The sequence below is a fragment of the Algoriphagus pacificus genome (assembly GCF_017254845.1).
GTDB lineage: Bacteria > Bacteroidota > Bacteroidia > Cytophagales > Cyclobacteriaceae > Algoriphagus > Algoriphagus pacificus.
Genome location: NZ_JAFKCU010000001.1, coordinates 750,967 through 772,384 on the forward strand (window position 1 = coordinate 750,967; position 21,418 = coordinate 772,384).

Here is a 21,418-nt window from a genome sequence, read left to right on the forward strand (position 1 = left end):
AAATCAATGAAAGGAGTTTGGATAGTAGGAATTGTTTTATTGGCAGCTATGGGATGTAAATCCAGCAAGTCCACCAGTGGTGGGTCTACTGCTTATGCCAATTATCAGGAAGATCTGACAGGTACTCTTCCAATTTATCCTGATTACGAAGCTGAAATGGCCAAGGTATCCAATGTTAGCCAAGAGATTTCTACCCAAACTGTCGACGCTGCTCTGCATCAAAGTATCCAAAGAATGTATGATAAAAACCTAACCGAACCTTATTACAATGGGTATTCGGTTTTGGTTTACTCTGGTATTGATAGAAATAAGGCCTTCGAAACACGGGATGAATTGACAGAAAATTTTCCGGAGATCAAGGCAGAAATGCAGTACCAAGAACCCCGCTATCTAGTCAAGGTGGGAAAATTTAATTTTAAAATAGAGGCGCAAAAGAGCTTTTCACTGATCAAATCTCAATTTCCAACTGCTAGAATTATTCAGGATAGATTTCAGCGAAAAGAATACGAAGCCCCAGAAATAACAAATTCGAATGCTGAAGGACAAAATTAAATCGCTGGCAAAAGCCTACAAAGAAGAGGTCATTGCCAACCGAAGACATTTACATGCCAATCCTGAGCTTTCCTACCAAGAATTTAAAACAGCTGCTTTTGTTGAAGAGCAGCTAAAATCTATTGGGATTACCAAAATCGAAAAAAAGGCAACCACCGGTTGGTCTGCTTTGATTGAAGGTAAAAATCCGCACAAAAAAGTAGTCGCGCTTCGGGCAGACATGGATGCTCTACCGATCCACGAAGCCAATGAAGTTTCCTATAAATCCAAAAACGAAGGAGTCATGCATGCTTGCGGGCATGATGCTCATACAGCTTCGCTTTTGGGTGCGGCAAAAATCCTTCATGGAGTAAAAGACGACTTTGAAGGCACTATTAAGTTGATTTTCCAACCAGGAGAAGAGCTTGTACCAGGTGGTGCTTCTTTGATGATCAAAGACAAAGTTCTTGAGAACCCAAGACCTTCCGGAATTATCGGTCAACATGTGATGCCATTTATTGAAGCGGGCAAAGTAGGTTTCCGTAAAGGAATTTACATGGCTAGTGCAGATGAACTTTACATCACCGTGAAAGGAAAAGGTGGCCATGGTGCTATGCCGGAAACCTTGATCGATCCGGTATTGATTGCTTCTCATATGATTATTGCTTTACAACAGGTAGTAAGTAGAGCGGCAAGTCCAAAAATTCCTTCTGTTTTGTCTTTTGGTAGAGTAGAAGCATTGGGAGCAACGAATGTTATTCCAAATGAAGTTCACATTCAAGGTACTTTCCGCACACTTAACGAAGAGTGGAGAGCCAAAGCCCATAAAAAAATGCTTCAAATTGCCCATGGAATTGTAGAAGGAATGGGTGGAGAGCTGGACTTTGAAATCAGAAAAGGTTATCCATTTTTGAAAAATGATCCCGAATTGACAGACAGATCCCAAAAAGCAGCCATCGATTACTTGGGTGCTGAAAATGTGCTGGATTTGGATATCTGGATGGCAGCAGAAGATTTTGCATATTATTCTCAGGAAATAAACGGTTGTTTCTACAGATTGGGAACCCGCAATGAATCTAGAGGAATTACTTCTGGAGTTCATACACCGACTTTTGATATTGAGGAAGATGCTTTGGAAATCGGAGCTGGTTTAATGGCTTGGCTTGCTGTTTCAGAATTAGAAAACTCTTAACATTTCCTTCACTTAGTTGATGGGATTTTCCCCTAGTTTTAAGTCATTATTGCTGCTATGAAAATCAACAAATCCCTTCTCTTGACATGCGTCATGTCACTCATGATTTCTCAGGCATTTGCTTGGGGACAGATCGGACATTATCTGATAGGTTACATGGCCTCCATGCAAATGAAGAATTCCACTCGGAAAAAAGTGGAGAAAGTTCTTTATCCCATGTCTATCGGAAGATCTGGAATCTGGATGGATGAAGTTAAGTCTGATAGAGCCTATGACTATGTTAATTCCTGGCATTATCTGACTAGTAAAAACGGAGAATATAATCCGGAAATTCAGGAAAAAGGCGGTAATGCTTACGAGGCGATCAACCAAATCAAAGCAGAATTAAAGGCTGGAAATCTTAGTCCAAAAGAGGAGGCTGAGAAACTGAAAATGCTGATCCATATTGTAGAAGATATTCACCAACCACTTCACGTAGGCACAGGCGAAGATCGTGGAGGAAATGATGTCAAACTTGAATTCTTTTATCAAGCATCCAACCTTCATTCGGTTTGGGATTCAGGAATGATTGATCGCTGGGATATGAGCTATACCGAAATCGGAAATGAATTATCCAGAAGAATCACTTCTGAAATGGAAGCCAATTATCGTAATTCCACCTTGGACGATTGGCTGAAAGAAGCCGTTGCTGCTCGTCCGATGGTTTACAAATTGCCGGAAAACAAGAAATTGTCCTATAACTATGGATTTGATAACAGAGCACTGGTTGAGGAACGGCTAATCGCCGCGAGTATCCGATTAGCCCAGATTTTGGAAGATATTTATTGATTTTATTCAAACTTTTTATTGAAATGGCTTTGGCACATTAGTGTACCAAAGCCATTTTTTTATATTAGTCAAAAATCAATTTTCTATTTTACGATGACTTCAAGAGTACTTTTGGCTTTTGTACTTTTCTTAGTTTCAAACGTAGTCTTTTCTCAAGACCTTCGAAAGCGAATGGGAAGATCTGTTTATACTCCTGACTCTGCTGAAATCATTTTTGAAATTGAAAAACAGAATCTGAAAACGGCTACTGACAGCGGAGTCTATTTTTATTTTGTAGCTGAGAAATATAATGTTGATCGAGAAAATGAAATAGCCACAGAATATTTTAAAAAGACCCTGGATTTGGTGGATCCCAAATCCGAAAATCAGGACTTGATTTCCCTTGCCTGTATTCGATTAAATAGACTTAGCTCTGTTTCCGGTCAATTTGAAAAAGCTTTGATGTATTCCCAGAGGGGACTTCAAAATGCAACCGCTGCTTTGGATAGCAATTACATGGGTTATGCCTTATTGGATATTTCTGTAGTCTATCATGACATGGAGGAGTATGAACGTGGCGTAGAATATGGAAAGAAAGCATTTGAGTTGTTGTCTTCTTATTCAAAAGCACGCCCTCCATTTATTGCATTCGCCCTGAATGCCATCGGGATCAATTTCGATGATTGGAATAAACCAGATAGTGCTCTTTTTTATCATTACAAGGTTTTGGAAAACATTGAAAATCTGGACAGTACCAGAATCAGTTTCACTTTCAATAACATCGCAAATACCCTTCTGAAACAAGGGAATTACAAAGAAGCAGAGCCTTGGCTAAGAACGGCTGTTAAAGTAAACAGTAGAACATATGATGATTATAGTCTTGCCGCTAATTACACTAATCTCGCTACTATAGCCTATAAGCGAAAAGATTTTGCTGAAGCAGAAGTAATGATGGATTCGGCCTATAAATATGTCGAACACAGTGAATCAACTGAAAAAAAGAGAGATTATCTCTACGAACAATTTGCTTTTAATAAAGCGAAAGGGGATCTAAATCGAGCAATCGATTACTTGGAGCAATACGTGGCTGTAAAAGATTCAATTTTCAAGGATGAACGAGTAAAAGCGCTTGGTGAAATGGAGGCCAAATACCAAGTGGAAACCAAAGAAAGAGAATTGGCAGAATCCAGAGCTTCTCTGGCAGAAAATGAATTGACCATTGAAAGCCGGAATAACCAATTACTCCTTTTATTGATCCTGATTTTGATTTCTTTAGGAGTAGGTTTTTTCATTTATTATCGACTGAAAATACGGAACAGACATTTGCAGCAAGAAGCAAAGTTGCAGGCGATTTATTCAGAGCAGGAAACCCAAAAAAGGCTACATGAGCAGAGAGACAGGATTTCCTCAGACCTCCATGACAATATCGGTGCGCAGCTAACCTTCATCGTCAGTTCCCTGAACAATCTGAAATACGGAAATCTTCCACAAGAGAAAATGGCTGCCAAAATTGATCAGATTTCTGGTTTTACGGTAGAAACTGTCAGTGAATTAAGGGACACCATCTGGGCTATGAACAAAGATCATATCAGTGTGGAGGATCTTGAATCGAGACTTTTAAACTTGGTGGCAAAAGCCAAAGAGTCTTGTCCTGACATCAATTTTAATTTGGAGGTATCTCCTGATGTAGATCGAAAAATACTTTTGAATTCGCTCGAAGGGGTGAATTACTATCGTGTGGTCCAAGAAGCCATTAATAATGCGCTAAAGCATTCACAGGCAAAAGAGATCAGCATTTTATTTTCGCAGGTAAATGGAAAAATCAAAATCTGTGTGAAAGATGATGGAGTGGGAATTAAAAATCAAAATGCTTTTGGCAATGGCTTAGGAAACATGAAAAACCGGGCAGAAAGAATCGGGAGGGAACTTAGCATTGATTCGCCTTTAGGTACTGGTACCGAAGTATGTATTTTCTAGAAAATTGAAATAGGTTATGATAAAGATTGCAATTGCTGAGGACAATAATTTTTTGATGAAAACGATTCTGGATAAGCTTTCATTTTTTGAAGAGCTGGAGGTGAAAATTACAGCTTTCAACGGCGTGGAGCTTCTGGAAAAGCTGGAAAAGGACTCCAATATTCACATGATTCTTATGGATATAGAAATGCCAAAAATGAATGGCATTGAAACGGTTCAAAAGGTGTCTCAAAAATACCCTCAGATTAAAGTTATCATGCTGACAGTTTTTGATGACGATGAGAGTATTTTTAAAGCAGTCCAATCTGGAGCAAATGGGTATTTTTTGAAGGAAGTGGACCCAAATACGCTTTATCAGGGAATATTGGACACGCTTGACGGAGGCGCAGCGATGACACCCTCAGTGGCATTGAAGGCATTAAAATTACTTCGCAACCCACCCAAATTTGAAGAACCGGTCGAGGAAATTTCTCTGACTAATCGGGAAATTGAAATTTTAGAACAGATTTCTAAAGGACTCAACTACAATCAGATCGGCGATAATCTTTTCATTTCCCCGAAAACTGTCCGAAAGCATATTGAGAACATTTATCAAAAATTGCAGGTACACAGCAAGCTTGAGGCAGTCCAAAAAGCAATAAAAAATAGAATTATAGAAGGCTGATCTTATTTCCTTTTTTCAAACTCTGCTTTGCCACCATCCAAGAATTCAATAAAATTTTGGATATCTGTATCGTAAGCATGCGGATTTGCCAAAAGCTCCTCCTTGTGGTCTAAAATGACATAATACGGTTGGGCATTGTTTTGGAATTTGGTGATCTGAAAATCCGCATTCTGCTTGCCCAATGTCTTTTTCACTTTACCATCATAGGATGAAGTGTACCATTCACTTTCAGGGAGTTCTAGACGCTCATCAATGTAAAGTGCGGCCATGACAAAATCATTTTTCAATCTGCTTAGAACAGCCGGATCAACCCAGACATTTTCTTCCATCTTTCGGCAATTCACACATCCATGACCTGTGAAATCTATTAAAAGAGGTTTTCCCTCTTTTTTGGCTGCTGCCAAAGCCTGTTCATAATCGAAGTAGCCATGAATACCCAAAGGAATATCCAGAATATCATCGTATTTCACGTTTTCTTGGGCACTTTCTTCCTCTGATAAGCTGCTACCAGAAATACTGAAATTCTGTGTGGTCATCGGCGGCAAATACCCGCTGAGCAATTTAAGTGGAGCTCCAAATAAACCAGGGATCATATAGACCACAAACATAAAAGTGAGCAAAGCCAATAAAAGCCGTGGAACTCCAATAGAATCCATCGGTGAATCATGAGGGAGTCGGATTTTACCAAGAAGATAAAGCCCCATTGCTGCAAAAATCACAATCCAAATGACTAGGAAAATATCCCTGTCTAGAATTCCCCAATGGTAAACCAAGTCTGCCATGGAAAGGAATTTAAATGCCAATGCAAGCTCTAGAAAGCCTAAAACGACCTTTACAGAATTCAACCAGCCCCCGGATTTTGGGAGAGACTTCATCCATTCTGGAAAAATGGCAAATAGTGTAAATGGGATTGCAAAGGCTAGAGAAAAAGCAAACATGCCCAAAATTGGCTTGAGTAATTCGCCTCCAGCTGAAGAAATCAAAATAGAACCTACAATTGGTCCGGTGCAAGAGAATGATACCAACACTAAGGTAAAAGCCATAAAGAATACTCCTGCCAGGCCTCCTTTTTCAGCTTTAGCGTCCACTTTATTTACCAAGCTTGATGGAAGGTTTATTTCAAATAACCCTAAGAAAGCCAAGGCAAAGAAGATGAAAACCCCAAAGAAAAAGAGATTGGGTAACCAATGCGTAGCTAGCCAATTTGCAAATTCTGGTCCTTGAATAGCAGCCACGGCCGTTCCTGCAATCGTATAAATTCCAATTATAGAAATCCCATAAACAAAAGCCTGTTGGATTCCTTTTGCTCGTGACTTAGCCCTTCCAGTAAAGAAAGTAACAGTCATTGGGATCATTGGGAAAACACAAGGCGTCAAAAGAGCTGCTAATCCAGCCAGAAACGCCAAAAGCATAAACCCAATTAAAGATTCTGAATCCGCCGCTGTAGTGGTAGTAAATTCTTTGGGAGATTCTACTTGGGAGCCAAACTCTTCTGCAGGGCTTTCAGTCATTGTAAAAGGGCTGTCTGCTGAATCTGTTTCGCTTTGATCCGTTGAAGAAAGACTTGTCTCTCCAGTAACGGTATTAAATGCTAACTCAAATTCCTCCTCGTAATTAATGCATTGACCAGTCACATCAGTACACATTTGATAGATCAATTGACCTATAATAGTGCCTGACTCTGCATTCAAAATGACAGCTTGTTCGAACCTCCCTTTACCCATGAAGTAGGTGACGTCTCCTTTCCAGGTCTCATCATATTTTTTCTTGGGATCGATGGCTTTCAAAGTTCCTTCTGGAGAATAATCCGTTGATTCTTCCAGATTTAATTCCGTCAAGTTTGGTCCTAAATCAGGATCAAAATCATTGGAATAAATATACCAGCCAATGGGAATTTCGGCTTCAAAGACGAGGACGGCTTCTTTTCCAAGTTCCGGGTTTTCCGGAGTTATCGAAATCTTCCATTTTGGTGGAGAAATGATTTGAGCTTCCGTTCTATTGGAAAAAACGAGAAGAATCAAAATCGAAAGGAAAACTTGAAGAAACCGGGTGATTTTCATGAATGCTTGACTAATTGTAACTCAAAGGAATGTTTGGATGAATAAGTTCCTGAATTACTGAGCGCTTAGTGTTCTGAAATGTTTGAAGAAAGCTGCAATAGTTTCGATACCGATGAAATAGTTAGCCACTCCGTAGTGTTCATTAGGAGAATGGAGCGCATCGGTGTCCAATCCAAAACCAAATAAGATTGGATCTGTTCCCAATTCTTTTTGAAATAAAGCTACAATCGGGATCGAACCTCCTTCACGCGTTGGAATAGGTCTCTTTCCAAAGGTTTCTTCCATCGCTTTTTCTGCTGCTTGATATCCTAAGGAAGAATCTGAAACTACTGCCGCAGCACCACCATGATGGGTTTTCACTTTGACTGTAACAGAATCTGGAGCAATAGATTTGAAATGATTTTCAAACAATTTGGAGATTTCATGCCATTCCTGATCAGGGACTAGACGCATAGAGATTTTTGCAGAAGCTTTGGAGGGCAAAACAGTTTTGGCACCCTCACCAATATATCCTCCCCAAATGCCATTCACATCCAAAGTTGGTCGGATTCCAACTCTTTCGATCGTCGTATAGCCCTTTTCTCCATGGACATCGGCAATGTTTAACTTTTCCTTGTATTCATTTAGATCAAAAGGAGCTTCATTTAATCTGCCTCTCTGTTCGGCGCTTAACTCGGCCACTTTATCATAAAACCCAGGAATAGTGATGTGCTCGTTTTCGTCCTTTAGGGAAGCAATCATTTTGCAAAGCACATTGATAGGATTGGCAACAGCTCCTCCATATGTACCAGAATGTAAATCTCTATTGGCACCAGTCACTTCTACTTCCATGTATGACATACCCCTCAAACCAACGGTTATTGAAGGATCCTGCATGCTTATCATGTGGGTATCAGAAATCAAGATGACATCTGCAGCTAGCTTTTCTTTATTTTCAATAACGAATTTGTCCAGATTATCAGAGCCAACTTCTTCCTCACCTTCGATCATGAATTTAACATTGCAGGCCAGTTCCCCTGAAGCCATCATCGCCTCAAAAGCCTTTACATGCATGTAAAACTGGCCTTTGTCATCGGCAGAACCTCTAGCGAAAATTGCGCCTCCCGGATGTTCTTTGGTCTTCTTAATAACTGGCTCAAATGGAGGGGAATCCCAAAGCTCAAAAGGATCAGCTGGCTGAACATCATAATGCCCATAAACCAAAACTGTAGGCAAAGACGGATCAATTATTTTTTCACCATAAACAATCGGGTAACCTGCAGTTTGGCAAATTTCAGCTACATCAGCTCCTGCTTTAACAAGGCTTTCTTTGACAAAATCCGCCGCTCTGAAAACGTCATCCTTAAATTTAGGATCCGCGCTGACGGATGGGATTTTGAGCAAATCAATTAATTCATTTAAAAATCTGTCCTTGTTTGTAGTGATAAAATCTGAAACTGCCATAGAAGTTTATAATTGGGTTATACAAGGCCCAAAATTATCCTTTTAAAGAGGAATTGCCTACTTTAAACCCGACTTTTCTTCCTAATTAAACACCTTAAAATTCTATGAAAGCCATTCTTTGTGAGCAATTTGGACTTCCAGAATCATTGGTTTATCTGGATGTTGATGCCCCGCTTCCAAAAGATAATCAAGTTCTGATTGCGGTGGAAGCATGCGGAGTGAATTTCCCAGACTTACTTATCCTTCAGAATAAATATCAATTAAAACCTGAATTGCCATTTTCCCCAGGAGGAGAAGTCGTGGGCAAAGTGCTTCAGGTTGGGAAATCAGTTGAGAAATTTACTGTTGGAGATCGGGTTTTGGCATTATGTAGTTGGGGAGGATTAGCTGAACTGGTCGCTGTAGATGAGGATCGCGTTTTTAAACTGAAAGTTGGAATTGACCCTGTGAATGCCGCATCGATTTTATACAATTATGGCACTTCATTTCACGCCTTGAAAGACCGAGCAAAATTGAAAGGGGGTGAAACGTTACTGGTTCTGGGTGCAGCAGGTGGTGTAGGTTTAGCAGCAGTAGAATTGGGAAAGATCATGGGTGCTAAAGTAATTGCAGCCGCCTCTTCTGAAGAAAAATTAGAACTTTGCTTGGAGCGTGGGGCGGATGAAATCATTGATTACCAGCAAGAAGATTTAAAACAACGAGTAAAAGATCTTACTTCTAACAAGGGAGTGGATGTAATCTTTGACCCAGTGGGAGGATCGTTTACTGAGCAGGTATTTCGAGGTATATCTTGGGGAGGCAGGCATCTCATTGTAGGATTTGCCAATGGAGAAATCCCAAAAATGCCGATGAATTTACCTCTTCTTAAAGGCGCATCGATTGTAGGGGTTTTTTGGGGACAATTTTCAAGAGTCCAAGTGGATCAAAACCTATCAAATCTGGAACAACTTCAAGATTGGATGTTGGAGGGAAAAATAAAAGGACCCCTTGTTCAGAAATATCCCTTATCCGACTCAGTAGCTGCATTGCATGCTTTAAAGGATCGAACTAAATCTAATAAAGGGGTGGTCGTTTTATAAAGAAAGAGCTTAATACCGCTGTTTTATCTGGTTTCATATGATTTGTGGTGGTTTCAAGACACTTTCTTGTCCAGAACAAAGGTAGCTTAAAAGCTTAAATCTTGTAGGCAGCCGTTCATCGCCAAAAAGTATATACAGTGTTGTGCTTAGTGTTTTTTTATCATTTCTTCCATTTTATCTTGAAAATAAAACTCTTCAGTTTCATTAAAAATGGTGTCAATTACATTTTGAAAGTCTGGTTTAAAGGAAATTAAATAATATCCATTCAGTCTTTTATTGTCGAGAGTTGAGTCGGCTATAAAGAGAAAACTTCTCCCAGATAAAGAATCAACAAAAAAGTGTTTTGCCCAATCCTTATTGTGAAATGTGTGATAACCTAAAATTGAGTCATTCTTCTTGAACTTAACTTCATAAAATTCGCCTGCAAAGTCTGAATTATATGTCTCGTCATATTCAAGTTTAATCTTTTCCGTAATCTGTATTTCACCTGACGAATTAATTGGCCCAAATGCTAACCTTAAAGTAATAGGAATTAGCACGATTATAAATCCAAAAATTCCAAGAACTATTAGAAGGAGTTTTTTTAGCCTCTTATTTATCATTTTACATTAAGCAGACCTATTTAACTGCCTTTATATTCACTTCAATATTATTTCTTGTCGCCTTAGAGATCAGACAGATTTCATGGGCAGCATCTGCTAGTTTTTGAGCAGCTACTAGCGATTCTGCTTGAGGGATTTTCACAAAAATATCCACTGCAATACCATAGTCCTCAGGACCAAAGCTTCCCAAATGAACCTTGGCAGTTATTTCAGAATCCCGTAAACTTACTTTACCAGCTACTGATGCTAAGGCACCTCCAAAACAGGTTGAATAGGCTGCTGCAAGTAATTGCTCTGGATTTGTTTTACCTCCTTTTCCCCCTATTTCTTTGGGCATGGCTACATCAAAATCCAACAAGCCATCATCACTTTTGACATGACCTTTTCGGCCTCCGGTATTTATTGCTACAGCAGTGTAGTCTACATTTAATTTTTTCATCCCTGCTTAGAGTTTTTTAATGATTGTATGCTTTCTAACAAGTTTTGTAATGAATTGTTTAGATCCGCGAGGTTTAAATGATCCAATTCATTCAGTTGATTTTCTAACGGAATTAAGGCCTGGGTGATTTTTGTCTGTAAGGATTTCCCTGGGTAAGTCAGTTCTACATGGACTGTCCTCTCGTCCGCTTCCCCACGCTGTCGCTTGACGTAATTCATTCCTTCAAGTTTCTTGATCAAAGGAGTTAAGGTGCCGGAATCTAAATGCATTTTTTCTCCAATCTGTTTTACCAAAATACCGTCTTCCTTCCAAAGAATACTTAACACCAGATATTGTGGATAGGTGAGGCCGAATTCATTCAAATAGTTTTGAATGAACTGAATAAAAAGCCGTGAATTGGTATAAAGGGAAAGAGATAGGTCTTGATATAGCATGATTTTAAGTTTTATACAATTTAAAATGATAAAACTTAAAAAGGAACTAAAATTAGAAGTATCTACCAATCATAGGATGATCTACAATCTCTTTTTTCAATGCTAATGCATCAATAGTACCCGGAACAAAATAGGCAACATTGCCTCCTGGTTCTATCAATAAAGTAATGGGCAAGCTCCCATCCCATTCTTTACCTACCACTTTGATTACTTCGTATTTATCATCCGTATCCATGATGTAATTTGGGAGTGCGGATGCTTTTCCTTTCAGATATTTTAAAGCTTTGGCCTCCTGTTCAATATTATCCATACTGACCGAAACAAATTGAAAATCCCGCTCCCCATACATTCTTTGCATGGTGACAAATTCAGGATATTCAATGATACAAGGCCCACACCAGGTTGCCCAAAAATTTACCAGCAATAGCTCGTCAGTTTCATTTTTTAATAATTCAGCAAGTCCTGATGGGCTTAGCTTTTCCAAAGTAACTTCCTTTTCCTGCCAAGCTTTGTTGGTTTTGATGGTGTATTCGTTTTTCCAAGCCCATTTCATCGAGCAGCCAAAAGAAGGTGTTATTGCTTCATCAACTGGCAATGCTTTTCCCTCTAAAGTCATATCAATAGCTTTTCTTAAATCCTCAGCATTGGCTGTTCCAGGTTTCTCAGAAGAATCAATTCTTCCGGAATAAGTTAGTTTTCTTTCTTTGTCAAAAACAAAAACATGGGGTGTTGCTACCGGACCATATGCTAAAGAAAATTCGTGTCTGTCTCCATCATAGAGGTAGGGAAAATTATAGGATTTGTCTTTAGCTCTGATTTTCATTTCCTCGTAGGTATCGCTCAAATCAGTATAGCCCAACTCTTCTGGTAAAATTCCTATGGGGCTATTGCTTGAAATGGCCACGAAAGCCACATTCTTGTTTTTATAATCCTTAACAGTTTGAATAAATCGATCCTCATAGGCCTGAGCTGTAGGGCAATGATTACAGGTAAAATTCACTACCAAAACATCCGCGTCCTCATAATCTGAAAGCTTGTGGAACTCTCCATCAATTCCCGGCAGGTTAAAATCCGGTGCAGCATCACCAATTGCAAGCTTTGCTATTGGCTGCTCCGGAACTAATTCTGGATTAGCCACAAAGCTTGCATTGGACATCTCTGAAGTTTCAGCGAGTACAGTTTCCTCCTTTGGTTTAGGATCACAGCTTGCAATCAAAAACACGATCAAAAGCAGAAGCTCTGCCACTAGGATAATTTTCAATTTGGATTTCATAGTGCTGGGTTTAGAAAAGAGGAAACTGCGGAGCTTTTTAGGTCAATTTATATCCGTTTTGATAGACATAGTGCAAATGGGTATTTGCTTCAAAATCATCCTGGAACTCCTGTTTGATTGGATCCCATTTTAGTGGACGACCTAGTTTATGCGCAATGTTTCCGATGGTACATGCCGTACAGGAGCTATGCCCAACTTCCACAGGAACCACTGGATCTTTTCGCATCAATACTGAATCGATAAAGTCTACATGATGGGCTCCAAATCCTGTTTCTTCGTTTGAAAATTTTCTCTCACAAGCTGAAACATTGGTATCATATTGACCTCTTGATACTTTTATCCAGCCTTTTTCTCCAATAAATTTCACCCCTTGTCTTCCTTCATCAAAAGGAGTTATGTGCATTTTAATTCCATTGCCATAATAGTAGGTAAGAGGGCTGGAATCAGTTCCGGGCACTACTTCAACCGGACCATTTCGGTCCATTCCGATTCCCCACTGAGCAATGTCAATCATATGTGCGCCCCAATCTGTCATTAATCCACCACCTGTTTCCTCATACCATCTCCAAGCTCCCCAGACTTTTTCATTTTGCTCAGGATTGAGACTGATTGGAGGATTGAGTTCTTCATTGTAATGAATATCAGGAAGTGGACCCACCCAAGTTTCCCAGTCCAGTCCTGCAGGAATTTCTTGCTTTGGCAAATCATAAGGTTTTGGATGTGGAGGGGTTCCTACATTGACCAAAACTTCTGAGATCTTTCCGAGATTTCCTTTTTGAACCATTCTGACAGCATGTTGGAAATTGGCTCCGGATCGCTGCATGCTTCCAACGGCAAGTACAGTCCCATTTGAGCGGACTGCTTTAACCAGCTCTTGACCTTCTTTGATTGTGAATGTCAGTGGTTTTTCAAGATAGATGTCTTTTCCAGAATGACAGGCATCAATAGCCATCATGGCATGCCAGTGATCGGGAGAAGCTATGACCACCGCATCTACTTCGGGATTCTCCAGAAGTTTTTTATAATCTGAATAAACCGTTAAAGGCGGAGCTGTTCTTTTTTGGTCCGTATAGTTTTTGGCAACTCGCTGTTTGAATCGCTCCAACTTGATCTCGTACACATCAGCTCCCGCAATGACATCAACAGCTGGATTTCTCATCATATTATTCAGCAAACCCATGGCTTGCCTACCCACCCCTATAAATCCAAGTCTTACTTTTCCAGCTTCTGGAGAGAGTGCATTAGAAGAGTTTGCAAATGAAAAGGCGGGAATACTGCTAAGGCCGACGGTCGTTAAAAGGGAAGTGCCGAGGAACTTCCTTCTTGAAAAAGATGATTTACTCATTAGGATGATTTTTGGGTTATTGTTTCGGATTTGATATTTATCGGAAATAAATTACTGTTTTTCTGGGGTATAGCGAAATTTTCCAAAGTGAAATTGATCAATGGTTTCTACTGGATTTTGGGAAAGAGAAACTATTTTTTGAAATAGTTACTTTTAAAAGATCAATACGACTCTTATGACCATCCAACAATTAGAATATTTGATCGCTGTGGATAAGCATAGACATTTTGGAAATGCTGCCGAAAGTTGCTTTGTCACTCAACCCACTTTAAGTGCTCAGTTGAGTAAACTGGAGCGGGATCTTGGGGTCATCTTATTTGATAGAAGCAAAATGCCCGTCATTCCTACAGAGATTGGTGTTCAGATTATTGCCCAGGCAAAGAAAGTCGTTTCAGAAAGTAAAGGAATATTAGAGTTGGTGGCACATCTCAAAGGTGACATTTCGGGAGTGATCAAACTCGGCATTATTCCCACTTTGGCACCTTACTTATTGCATCTTTTTATCCGGAGTTTTTTGGAGAAATATCCAAAGGTTAAAATGGAAGTGCAGGAGATGGTGACCGAGGAAATCGTCAAAAAGCTAAAAAATGACGAGTTGGATCTTGGGGTCATTGTCACACCTGTGGAAGAAAATGGGATCGTGGAAAAGCCCATGTTTTATGAAAAATTCTATGCTTACCTGTCCAAAGATCACCCGCTCTTATTGGAAAAAGAATTCAAACCAGAAATGGTCAAAAAGGAAGACCTTTGGATCCTTCAGCAAGGCCATTGTTTCCGAGACCAAGTGATTAACCTCTGTGATCAAAACCTGAGTGGACCGAGTAATTTTCATTATGAAAGCGGATCCCTGGAAGGCTTAAAAAATATGGTCAATCGCTACAAAGGAGTAACCCTACTTCCCGAACTAGCCACATTTGATCTTTCGGATGAGGAAAAAAGCAGGCTAAGACCTTTTGCAGGAGTCGCTCCTACCCGTGAAGTAAGCATTATTTTGAACAGGAGCTATTTAAAACAAAAATTGGTGGAGCTTCTATACAATGAAATCACCGAAGCTATTCCTAAAGAGATGACTTCCAAAGCTCATGGAAAAATCGTCAGGTTTAAATAATCAGGGCTTTTTGGTCAGAATGTAATGGTCGGCAAGCTCTCCTGTTATCATTTCGCCGTTTTTATCCAATTGCCAAACTCTATTTTCTCCGACCTTAAATTGCTTTGGAGCAAACTTTACTCCCTCTAAAATCACTTTTGATCCGGTTTCATCCCATCGGAAATTACCGTTGAAGGTTTCTTCCAAGGCATCATTTCTACCCAAGTAATTGGTGATTATGGTGAAAGTACGGTCAATATTAAGCGTGAGAGTTGTTTCAATTCCCTCACAATCTGCACAGGGGACTATTCCAGAATAGGTGCCGTTCCAATCCAAAGACATCATTGAATTGTCGCCCATAGGAATGGCGCTCTTATTTTCAGATACAGTTTGTTCTATTTTTTCAGATTCCTGACTTACTGTTTCCTCTTTTTGTTGAGTACAAGCAAGAGTCAGAATTAAGAGAGGAAGTAAAAATAGATTTTGAGACTTCATTATAATCAGGTTTTCCACAAAGTTAGGCTTAGCACTAACACAGCAAAAATTAAGCGAAGCAAATAAAAAAGGAGAGCCAAATCAGGCTCTCCTTTTAAAATAGGATTGGGAACTTTATAAGGAAGTAGGTTTTCCGGAAGACCCATATCCTACAATGACCACATTTGTGATTTCATTTTTTTTCAAAAATTCGCTTTGATTAGCGTCTAATTTTGATAGCCAATTTTCACCAATCATCGAATAATACTCACTTCTCTTTTTGTAAAGTTTAGAAGAATAAGGGTTTTCTTCAATTGCTTTATTTAGGGCTTTTAAAGGATCAACAACTTCTTCCTTCTTGTATTTTGTCATAGGGTTGCTGATAAATTCAGTTCCTTTTTGCAAAATAAATTCAAAAGTCATCAAGTAATCTTCACCTGTTTTTTTGCCATCTAGGTAAGAGGGATCCCAGGATTCTTTAACCTTTTCATAGGTTCGTAATACTTCTTCCGCTAGTAGAGTTTCTCCAGAATAGACCTTTGGATCTCCTACAGGATATCCAGCATCGTCTATGGCTACAGAAAGAGTTACTATTCCCGTTTGATCATTCTGTCTCGCCTCAGTTGAATATTTGAGGTTTTTGGAAAATAATTTGTTCATCTCGCTTGGGCCTGGTGAGTTTTGTGCAAAAACTCCGAATCCAGCAAAAAATAGGAGTAGGAATAAAGAGGTTATTTTTCTCATCTTTTTTTGGTTTAGTGTAGACCCTTCTAAAATATTGATTTTGAGATAAATAAAAAAGTAAAATTTAGTTAAATTAAAATAATTTCTTCATTTAAACACCCCAAAATGCCATAAAACCCCAGCTGGATCATGGAGGAAAAATTCCCTTCCCCAATCTTCGTTTTTGATTTCGCTGAGCTTTACTCCTTTGAATTTATCCGGAAGCCCTAAAACTTTCATGGCTTCCCAGTAGGAATCCAAATTTTCGACTTCCAAGAAAAGCATGCTGTTTTCGCACCATACTTTGGAATAATAATCCTGAAGGTAGAAACAGATATTTTCTTTTACCGTGACTAGAGAAAATCCTTTACTGAGTGGCTTCACCACAAAGCCTAGGGTCTCATAGAATTTAGTACTTTCATGAAAGTTTTTGGATCCGATAAAGGTCCGGATTGATTTTGCAGGATGTATCATACGCCGAATTGAGTTAAGTGATGATCCAAATGTTTATAAAACTGATTATTCCATTCTTGGATGGTCATTGGACCAAAAGAAATGGATTCCTTTCCATCAAAATAGGCAGGCCCTAGTTCACAGGTTTTCTTGACATAGTTTATGAGAATGCTTTTTTCTTTTTCAAAATCCCGCTGGTCAGCGATGATAAAAGCTGGGGCAGTTCTTGAATTTTTTGGATAGGGCTTTTCATTGACAACGCCCTTTTTCACGAAAGATTTTAACAAAAATCTGAGAATTGGATTTGGCTTAGGGTATTTGTCAGTAAGTGCCATCTCATAGGCTACTGTACAATGAGCAAGCATTTGATCCACCCTCATTTTCCCCCAGTTTGGTTTTGTTTCTGGTGTCAGTTTGTTGATTCTATCAATTAGCTCATCTGTAACCTTCGGATCAAAAATATTTTTCATAAGGAAATAGTTTCTTGTTGTTCAAATTAGAGAGTTTTCAGTAGATCAAATAGTTAAGAATAAAATATTTTGATTATAAATAGGTTTATAATGTAAACCTATTTATGTTTGCCTCGTTAGAATTGAAAAAACGCATATCAAATGGAAAAAGAATTAAGTAGTAAGGAGTCTCTTGCTATCATCACAGAGATGATAGGAAAAGCAAAGCGGGAAGCGGCCGGTGACGGTAGCTTTCAGATTTTATTGTGGGGTTGGACTATTTCACTTTGTAATCTTGGGCATTTTGCTCTGGAGAAAATGGATTATTCCCAACCTTATCTAGTATGGTTATTGGTAATTCCAGCAACTATCACAAGCATTATTTATGGTGTGAAAAAAGGGCAAAAAGCCAGGGTAAAGACACATCTGGATATTGTTTTGAATCAACTATGGATTGCTGTGTTTGTGGGAATTGTGATTGTATTGGCATTTATGAATATTCTCAAATTCAATCAAAGTCCGGTAATTTTGATTTTGGCTGCTTTGGGAATGTTTGTTACCGGAACTTTGATTCGAGTCAATCAGGTTAAAATCGGTGGAGTAATTTTGGCCATAGGTGCAATCATAGCTTTTACATTACCGGTCATTGATCAGTATTTAGTTTCAGGAATTGCTATTGTTTTGGGATATCTTGTGCCCGGTTATTATTTGAAAAAAAGTTATCGTGAGCGAGTTTAAACCACTGGATCCACTGCTTCATTCCCAACTTAGGTTGGCAGTCATGTCTCTTTTATTGAGTGTGGAGGAGGCGGAGTTTACTTTCCTGAAAGAAAAAACTGAGTCTACAGCCGGTAATCTGAGTGTACAGTTGGACAAGTTGGAAAAGTCGGGCTATATCCAAATCGAAAAATCCTTTAAAGGCAAACGACCTTTGACTACCTGTAAAATTTTGCCTGCTGGCGTGAAAGCTTTTGAAGAATATGTCGAAAATCTAAAGAACTACATTAACTAAAAAAAATTTCTCTATTTAGTTTATAATATAAACCAGTTTACATATGAAAAATCTATTAAAATCGGTCTTCCTTATCTGGATTCTTACAAGTTTCCAGCAATCTGCTTTCGGTCAAAATGTTGAGACAGACCCGCAATCCAAATCGGCTATAAAAGAGCTAGGCTTTATGGTGGGAAATTGGGAAGGAAAGGGTTGGATGATCGGAGCTGACCGAAACAGGCATGAATTCAATCAAACCGAGCAAATTCAATTTAAAATTGACTCAACAGCACTATTGATTGAGGGGCAGGGAATAGCCAATAATATCGTGGTTCATAATGCTCTGGCAATTGTAACTTTTGCCGGTGAAGAAAACCACTACGATTTCAACTCTTTCCTGCAAAACGGGAGAAAAGGAGCTTTCAAAGGAGAAATAAAAGACCAGGTATTTTACTGGTATCCCTCAGAATCAATGAGATACATAATCCAAATCAACGAAACAGGACAATGGTATGAAATCGGTGAAATCAATACTGGAGACAGTTGGTTCAAGTTTTTTGAAATGACACTTGATAAAAAATAGAAAAGAAAGAATGAATCTTTTCAAATTACTTAAACAGGGAAATTCCCTGTTTTTTTGTTTCCTGATTCATCTTAAATTGTAAACTAAATATCGTTTTTAGCTATGAAAAAACTTTCCATTTTTAGTTTTTTGCTCGTTTTTCTTTTGACTTTTTCTTCTGCTTTTTGTCAAGAATTGGAAGAACCTGAAACGGAAGAAACAGAAGGAAAAAACAGTTTAGCATTTGTTTTAGGACATGCCAGAATAGGACAAGGCAGAAATGAGGCCGGAGAAAAACAGTTTACCACGGTTCCATCATTTGCATTGGATTATAATTATTGGTTCAGTGAAAAATTTGCATTGGGATTACATACTGACTTTTTGAACGAGAACTTTTTTATAGAAAGCGAATCTGAAGGAACATTGATAGAAAGAGAAAGGCCGATTGCCCCAGCTCTGACCGGAACAGTTAAGCCAGGTGAACACTGGTCTTTTGGTTTGGGATTCGGAGGAGAATTTGCAAAAGGCGCTGAGTCTTATTTTGTGACAAGATTTGCGATAGAATACGGCGTAGAAATCAGAGATGGATGGGAGGTCTTGGGTTCCCTCACACAGGATTTTCGGGCAAATGCTTACAATGTGACTTCATTGGGAATTGGAATTGAAAAGAGATTTTAAAGGGTTTACCTTTTTCATTTCCTAAGCCTTATTACTTTAGACTATGATTTATGAGATAATCGGTTGGATAGGAGCTTTTTTGTTCATTCTTTCTTATTTCTTGTTGGCCAAGGGAATTTGGAAACAAGAACAAGCCAGGTATCATTTTTTTAATCTGGGAGGAGCAATTTGTTTGGTGATCAATGCGATTCATTTTTCCGACCCAGCCAATATGGTGGTGAATGGAGTTTGGGGGGCGATAGCAATTATGGCATTATATAAGTATTGGAAATTTTACTTTCGTAATAAGTCATAAACCTGATTCTTAAAAACCTCAAGTTTCTGCTGGTAAGTTTCCTCGTCGTCGATCATGGACAGATAGTAATAAGCTCCTTCGATTACTACAAAAATTTGTTCTGCCAGCAAGCTCGTATCCTTGCCGTTTAGTTTTCCATCCCGATCTAGAATCCCTTTTAAGTATTCCCGCAATTTTTCATGCAGCTTTCGGTATTCATTTCTGATTACTTTATTTCTGAATATCAAACTATAGCAACTGTAAAACACCCCATCATCAAAGAGAAGATTCCAATCCCTCGAAAATAAGCGATCAATAAACGTCTTCGGATCGGTGTAGTTTTTTTCTTCCAATTCTTGAATGATTGGCTCATAAATCATCAGGTATTGCTGAAGAATATAAGAAATCAGATTAGAGATAAGTATCTCTTTTGTAGGAAAATAATGCATGATCAAACTAGGCGGCATACCAAGGTGCTTTCCGATTTTTGCGATGGAAGTATTTTCCAGCCCATGCTCTTTAGAGAGCTCGTAAAATCCTTGGATGATCTCTTTTTTTCTATCTGTGGAGATCCGGTGATTCATGTTATTTTAATGTTATTCTTCAGTAAAATCGAGTTTGAAAGTAATCAAATTCTTTTGAATTCAAAAAATCAATAGATAATATTGAACGCCTATTCAAATGAAATTGAAACTAAGACAATTCTAAATTTCAATTTTTGTTTGGTTTAGGATTGTGTCAAATGACTAAATTACAAGTAAATCTGTGATGAAGAGAAGGATGTTTCTAACAAGTGCAGCCCTTTTATCTGCTGGTGTGACAATTCCCGGGACAGCTAAAACCCGCCCCGAAGAACCAAAAGACAAACCGGAATTGGTAATAGCACATATTACTGATATCCATATCCGTCCAGAAGAAGAGATACCTCAAAGAGCCATAGCCTGGCTTAATGAAGTAAAAAAACAGGAGCCGGACTTCTACTTAAATGGCGGAGACAGTATTCATGATGCTTCCTATGATGATGTTCCAAAAGATCGGGTTTTGGAGCAATGGGAGGCTTGGGATTTAATAAAAGAACAACTTGAGGATAAGAAAATATACAGTTGCATCGGTAATCATGATCCTTGGTGGGATGTAAAAGACAAAACAGATCCCATGTATGGAAAACCTTATGTTGTCAAAAGGCTTTCTATTCCTGCAAACTATTACAGTTTTGATGAAAAAAACTGGCATTTTATCATTTTGGATGGCAATCACGAGGGGATTAGCCTAGGTGAGGAGCAAATGAACTGGTTGAAAAATGATTTGGAGAACCTACCTCCAAATACCCCAACACTGATTATGTCTCATTTTCCGATTACATCGATTACGAATGCCTTGGTTGGGGGACAGCACAGTGACCATAAGGAATTGAAAAAGTTGTTTTATCAACATAAGGATAAAGTCAGGGTATGTCTGAGTGGACATCAGCATCTTTTGGACAGAACCTGGTACAATGGGGTAGATTATTTTTGCAATGGATCACTCAGTGGATTTTGGTGGGGAGAGGGTGACTCAGAATCCGCTGGAAAACAGTATTATCTAGAGACACCTCCGGGGTATGCAATCCTGAAATTATACAAAGATGGAAGGGTGGAGAATGAATATTTTCCCTTAGCCTAAAAATATTTTTGCTATTAAATCCGTCTCGAAGCTACTCCAAAAGGGGTAGCTTTTTACTTTTTAGGTAGTTCTTCAAACAGTCGAATTCTGCAAAAATTTTCAAGAAACAAGCTTCTTTTAACAAAATTTTATAAGAAAAATCCAATAAATAAATCTGTGTTATTACATCATTTCTATAGTGTGAAATTTTGTATTCCAGTATTAAATTTTCATTACCAT

General features: G+C 38.7%; 25 protein-coding genes. 13 read left to right on the forward strand and 12 right to left on the reverse strand.

Annotated features, from left to right (window positions below):
- Positions 1–6 precede the first annotated feature (6 nt).
- The 5 genes from J0A69_RS03205 to J0A69_RS03225 all read left to right on the forward strand — a co-directional run bounded on the left by J0A69_RS03205 (position 7) and on the right by J0A69_RS03225 (position 5,171).
- Entirely contained in the window at positions 7–552 is a 546-nt protein-coding gene (locus J0A69_RS03205) for a hypothetical protein (RefSeq protein ID WP_206585064.1), read from the forward strand.
- Positions 533–1,723, forward strand: a complete 1,191-nt coding sequence (locus tag J0A69_RS03210; RefSeq protein WP_206585065.1) for a M20 metallopeptidase family protein — start codon at positions 533–535, stop codon at positions 1,721–1,723. The genes J0A69_RS03205 and J0A69_RS03210 overlap by 20 nt, the downstream gene beginning before the upstream one ends.
- Positions 1,724–1,780: 57 nt before the next feature.
- Positions 1,781–2,551 (forward strand): S1/P1 nuclease, encoded by a 771-nt coding sequence (locus J0A69_RS03215; RefSeq protein ID WP_206585066.1) that lies wholly within the window; start codon positions 1,781–1,783, stop codon positions 2,549–2,551.
- A gap of 93 nt (positions 2,552–2,644) precedes the next feature.
- A complete protein-coding gene (locus J0A69_RS03220; RefSeq protein ID WP_206585067.1) occupies positions 2,645–4,507 on the forward strand; it encodes a tetratricopeptide repeat-containing sensor histidine kinase in 1,863 nt (620 codons plus the stop codon).
- A gap of 16 nt (positions 4,508–4,523) precedes the next feature.
- A complete protein-coding gene (locus J0A69_RS03225; RefSeq protein WP_206585068.1) occupies positions 4,524–5,171 on the forward strand; it encodes a response regulator in 648 nt (215 codons plus the stop codon).
- A 2-nt stretch (positions 5,172–5,173) separates the two neighbouring features.
- On the opposite strand, the gene J0A69_RS03230 is transcribed toward J0A69_RS03225, so the two are convergent.
- Entirely contained in the window at positions 5,174–7,231 is a 2,058-nt protein-coding gene (locus J0A69_RS03230) for a protein-disulfide reductase DsbD family protein (RefSeq protein ID WP_206585069.1), read from the reverse strand.
- Positions 7,232–7,285: 54 nt separating this feature from the next.
- A complete protein-coding gene (locus J0A69_RS03235) occupies positions 7,286–8,674 on the reverse strand; it encodes a dipeptidase (protein WP_206585070.1) in 1,389 nt (462 codons plus the stop codon).
- 104 nt (positions 8,675–8,778) lie between these two features.
- Between J0A69_RS03235 and J0A69_RS03240 the strand changes: the two genes are divergently transcribed.
- On the forward strand, positions 8,779–9,753 hold the full coding sequence (locus J0A69_RS03240; protein WP_206585071.1) for an NADPH:quinone oxidoreductase family protein: 975 nt from the start codon (positions 8,779–8,781) through the stop codon (positions 9,751–9,753).
- 146 nt (positions 9,754–9,899) lie between these two features.
- Here J0A69_RS03240 and J0A69_RS03245 read toward each other — a convergent pair whose 3' ends face one another.
- Genes J0A69_RS03245 through J0A69_RS03265 form a run of 5 tightly spaced genes read right to left on the reverse strand, consistent with a single transcriptional unit; the run spans position 9,900 to position 13,846 of the window.
- Positions 9,900–10,355: a hypothetical protein gene (locus tag J0A69_RS03245; protein WP_206585072.1), complete on the reverse strand. Its 456-nt coding sequence runs from the start codon at positions 10,353–10,355 to the stop codon at positions 9,900–9,902.
- A 16-nt stretch (positions 10,356–10,371) separates the two neighbouring features.
- On the reverse strand, positions 10,372–10,794 hold the full coding sequence (locus J0A69_RS03250) for an Ohr family peroxiredoxin (RefSeq protein WP_206585073.1): 423 nt from the start codon (positions 10,792–10,794) through the stop codon (positions 10,372–10,374).
- Positions 10,791–11,228, reverse strand: coding sequence for a MarR family winged helix-turn-helix transcriptional regulator (locus J0A69_RS03255; protein WP_206585074.1), 438 nt, complete (start codon positions 11,226–11,228; stop codon positions 10,791–10,793). The genes J0A69_RS03250 and J0A69_RS03255 overlap by 4 nt, the downstream gene beginning before the upstream one ends.
- A 52-nt stretch (positions 11,229–11,280) precedes the next feature.
- On the reverse strand, positions 11,281–12,501 hold the full coding sequence (locus J0A69_RS03260; protein WP_206585075.1) for a redoxin domain-containing protein: 1,221 nt from the start codon (positions 12,499–12,501) through the stop codon (positions 11,281–11,283).
- Positions 12,502–12,538: 37 nt separating this feature from the next.
- Positions 12,539–13,846, reverse strand: a complete 1,308-nt coding sequence (locus J0A69_RS03265; RefSeq protein WP_206585076.1) for a Gfo/Idh/MocA family protein — start codon at positions 13,844–13,846, stop codon at positions 12,539–12,541.
- A gap of 175 nt (positions 13,847–14,021) precedes the next feature.
- On the opposite strand from J0A69_RS03265, the gene J0A69_RS03270 reads away from it, so the two are divergent.
- Positions 14,022–14,954: a hydrogen peroxide-inducible genes activator gene (locus J0A69_RS03270; RefSeq protein WP_206585077.1), complete on the forward strand. Its 933-nt coding sequence runs from the start codon at positions 14,022–14,024 to the stop codon at positions 14,952–14,954.
- On the opposite strand, the gene J0A69_RS03275 is transcribed toward J0A69_RS03270, so the two are convergent.
- The 4 genes from J0A69_RS03275 to J0A69_RS03290 all read right to left on the reverse strand — a co-directional run bounded on the left by J0A69_RS03275 (position 14,955) and on the right by J0A69_RS03290 (position 17,053).
- Entirely contained in the window at positions 14,955–15,428 is a 474-nt protein-coding gene (locus J0A69_RS03275) for a copper resistance protein NlpE (protein WP_206585078.1), read from the reverse strand.
- A 114-nt stretch (positions 15,429–15,542) separates the two neighbouring features.
- Entirely contained in the window at positions 15,543–16,151 is a 609-nt protein-coding gene (locus J0A69_RS03280) for an energy transducer TonB (RefSeq protein WP_206585079.1), read from the reverse strand.
- Positions 16,152–16,238: 87 nt separating this feature from the next.
- Positions 16,239–16,604, reverse strand: coding sequence for a VOC family protein (locus J0A69_RS03285; protein WP_206585080.1), 366 nt, complete (start codon positions 16,602–16,604; stop codon positions 16,239–16,241).
- A complete protein-coding gene (locus J0A69_RS03290; RefSeq protein ID WP_206585081.1) occupies positions 16,601–17,053 on the reverse strand; it encodes a DUF1569 domain-containing protein in 453 nt (150 codons plus the stop codon). Before J0A69_RS03290 ends, J0A69_RS03285 begins: the two co-directional genes overlap by 4 nt.
- A 141-nt stretch (positions 17,054–17,194) precedes the next feature.
- On the opposite strand from J0A69_RS03290, the gene J0A69_RS03295 reads away from it, so the two are divergent.
- From J0A69_RS03295 to J0A69_RS22815, 5 genes are all read left to right on the forward strand, one after another.
- On the forward strand, positions 17,195–17,770 hold the full coding sequence (locus J0A69_RS03295; protein ID WP_206585082.1) for a hypothetical protein: 576 nt from the start codon (positions 17,195–17,197) through the stop codon (positions 17,768–17,770).
- On the forward strand, positions 17,757–18,044 hold the full coding sequence (locus J0A69_RS03300; protein ID WP_206585083.1) for a winged helix-turn-helix domain-containing protein: 288 nt from the start codon (positions 17,757–17,759) through the stop codon (positions 18,042–18,044). Before J0A69_RS03295 ends, J0A69_RS03300 begins: the two co-directional genes overlap by 14 nt.
- Before the next feature lie 43 nt (positions 18,045–18,087).
- Positions 18,088–18,606 (forward strand): hypothetical protein, encoded by a 519-nt coding sequence (locus J0A69_RS03305; protein ID WP_206585084.1) that lies wholly within the window; start codon positions 18,088–18,090, stop codon positions 18,604–18,606.
- A gap of 102 nt (positions 18,607–18,708) precedes the next feature.
- Positions 18,709–19,263, forward strand: a complete 555-nt coding sequence (locus J0A69_RS03310; RefSeq protein ID WP_206585085.1) for a hypothetical protein — start codon at positions 18,709–18,711, stop codon at positions 19,261–19,263.
- A gap of 43 nt (positions 19,264–19,306) precedes the next feature.
- Positions 19,307–19,558 (forward strand): CBU_0592 family membrane protein, encoded by a 252-nt coding sequence (locus J0A69_RS22815; RefSeq protein WP_449500904.1) that lies wholly within the window; start codon positions 19,307–19,309, stop codon positions 19,556–19,558.
- On the opposite strand, the gene J0A69_RS03315 is transcribed toward J0A69_RS22815, so the two are convergent.
- Positions 19,537–20,121 (reverse strand): TetR family transcriptional regulator, encoded by a 585-nt coding sequence (locus tag J0A69_RS03315; protein WP_206585086.1) that lies wholly within the window; start codon positions 20,119–20,121, stop codon positions 19,537–19,539. The genes J0A69_RS22815 and J0A69_RS03315 overlap by 22 nt on opposite strands.
- Before the next feature lie 184 nt (positions 20,122–20,305).
- Between J0A69_RS03315 and J0A69_RS03320 the strand changes: the two genes are divergently transcribed.
- Positions 20,306–21,199 (forward strand): metallophosphoesterase family protein, encoded by an 894-nt coding sequence (locus J0A69_RS03320; protein ID WP_206585087.1) that lies wholly within the window; start codon positions 20,306–20,308, stop codon positions 21,197–21,199.
- The last annotated feature ends 219 nt before the right edge of the window (positions 21,200–21,418 follow it).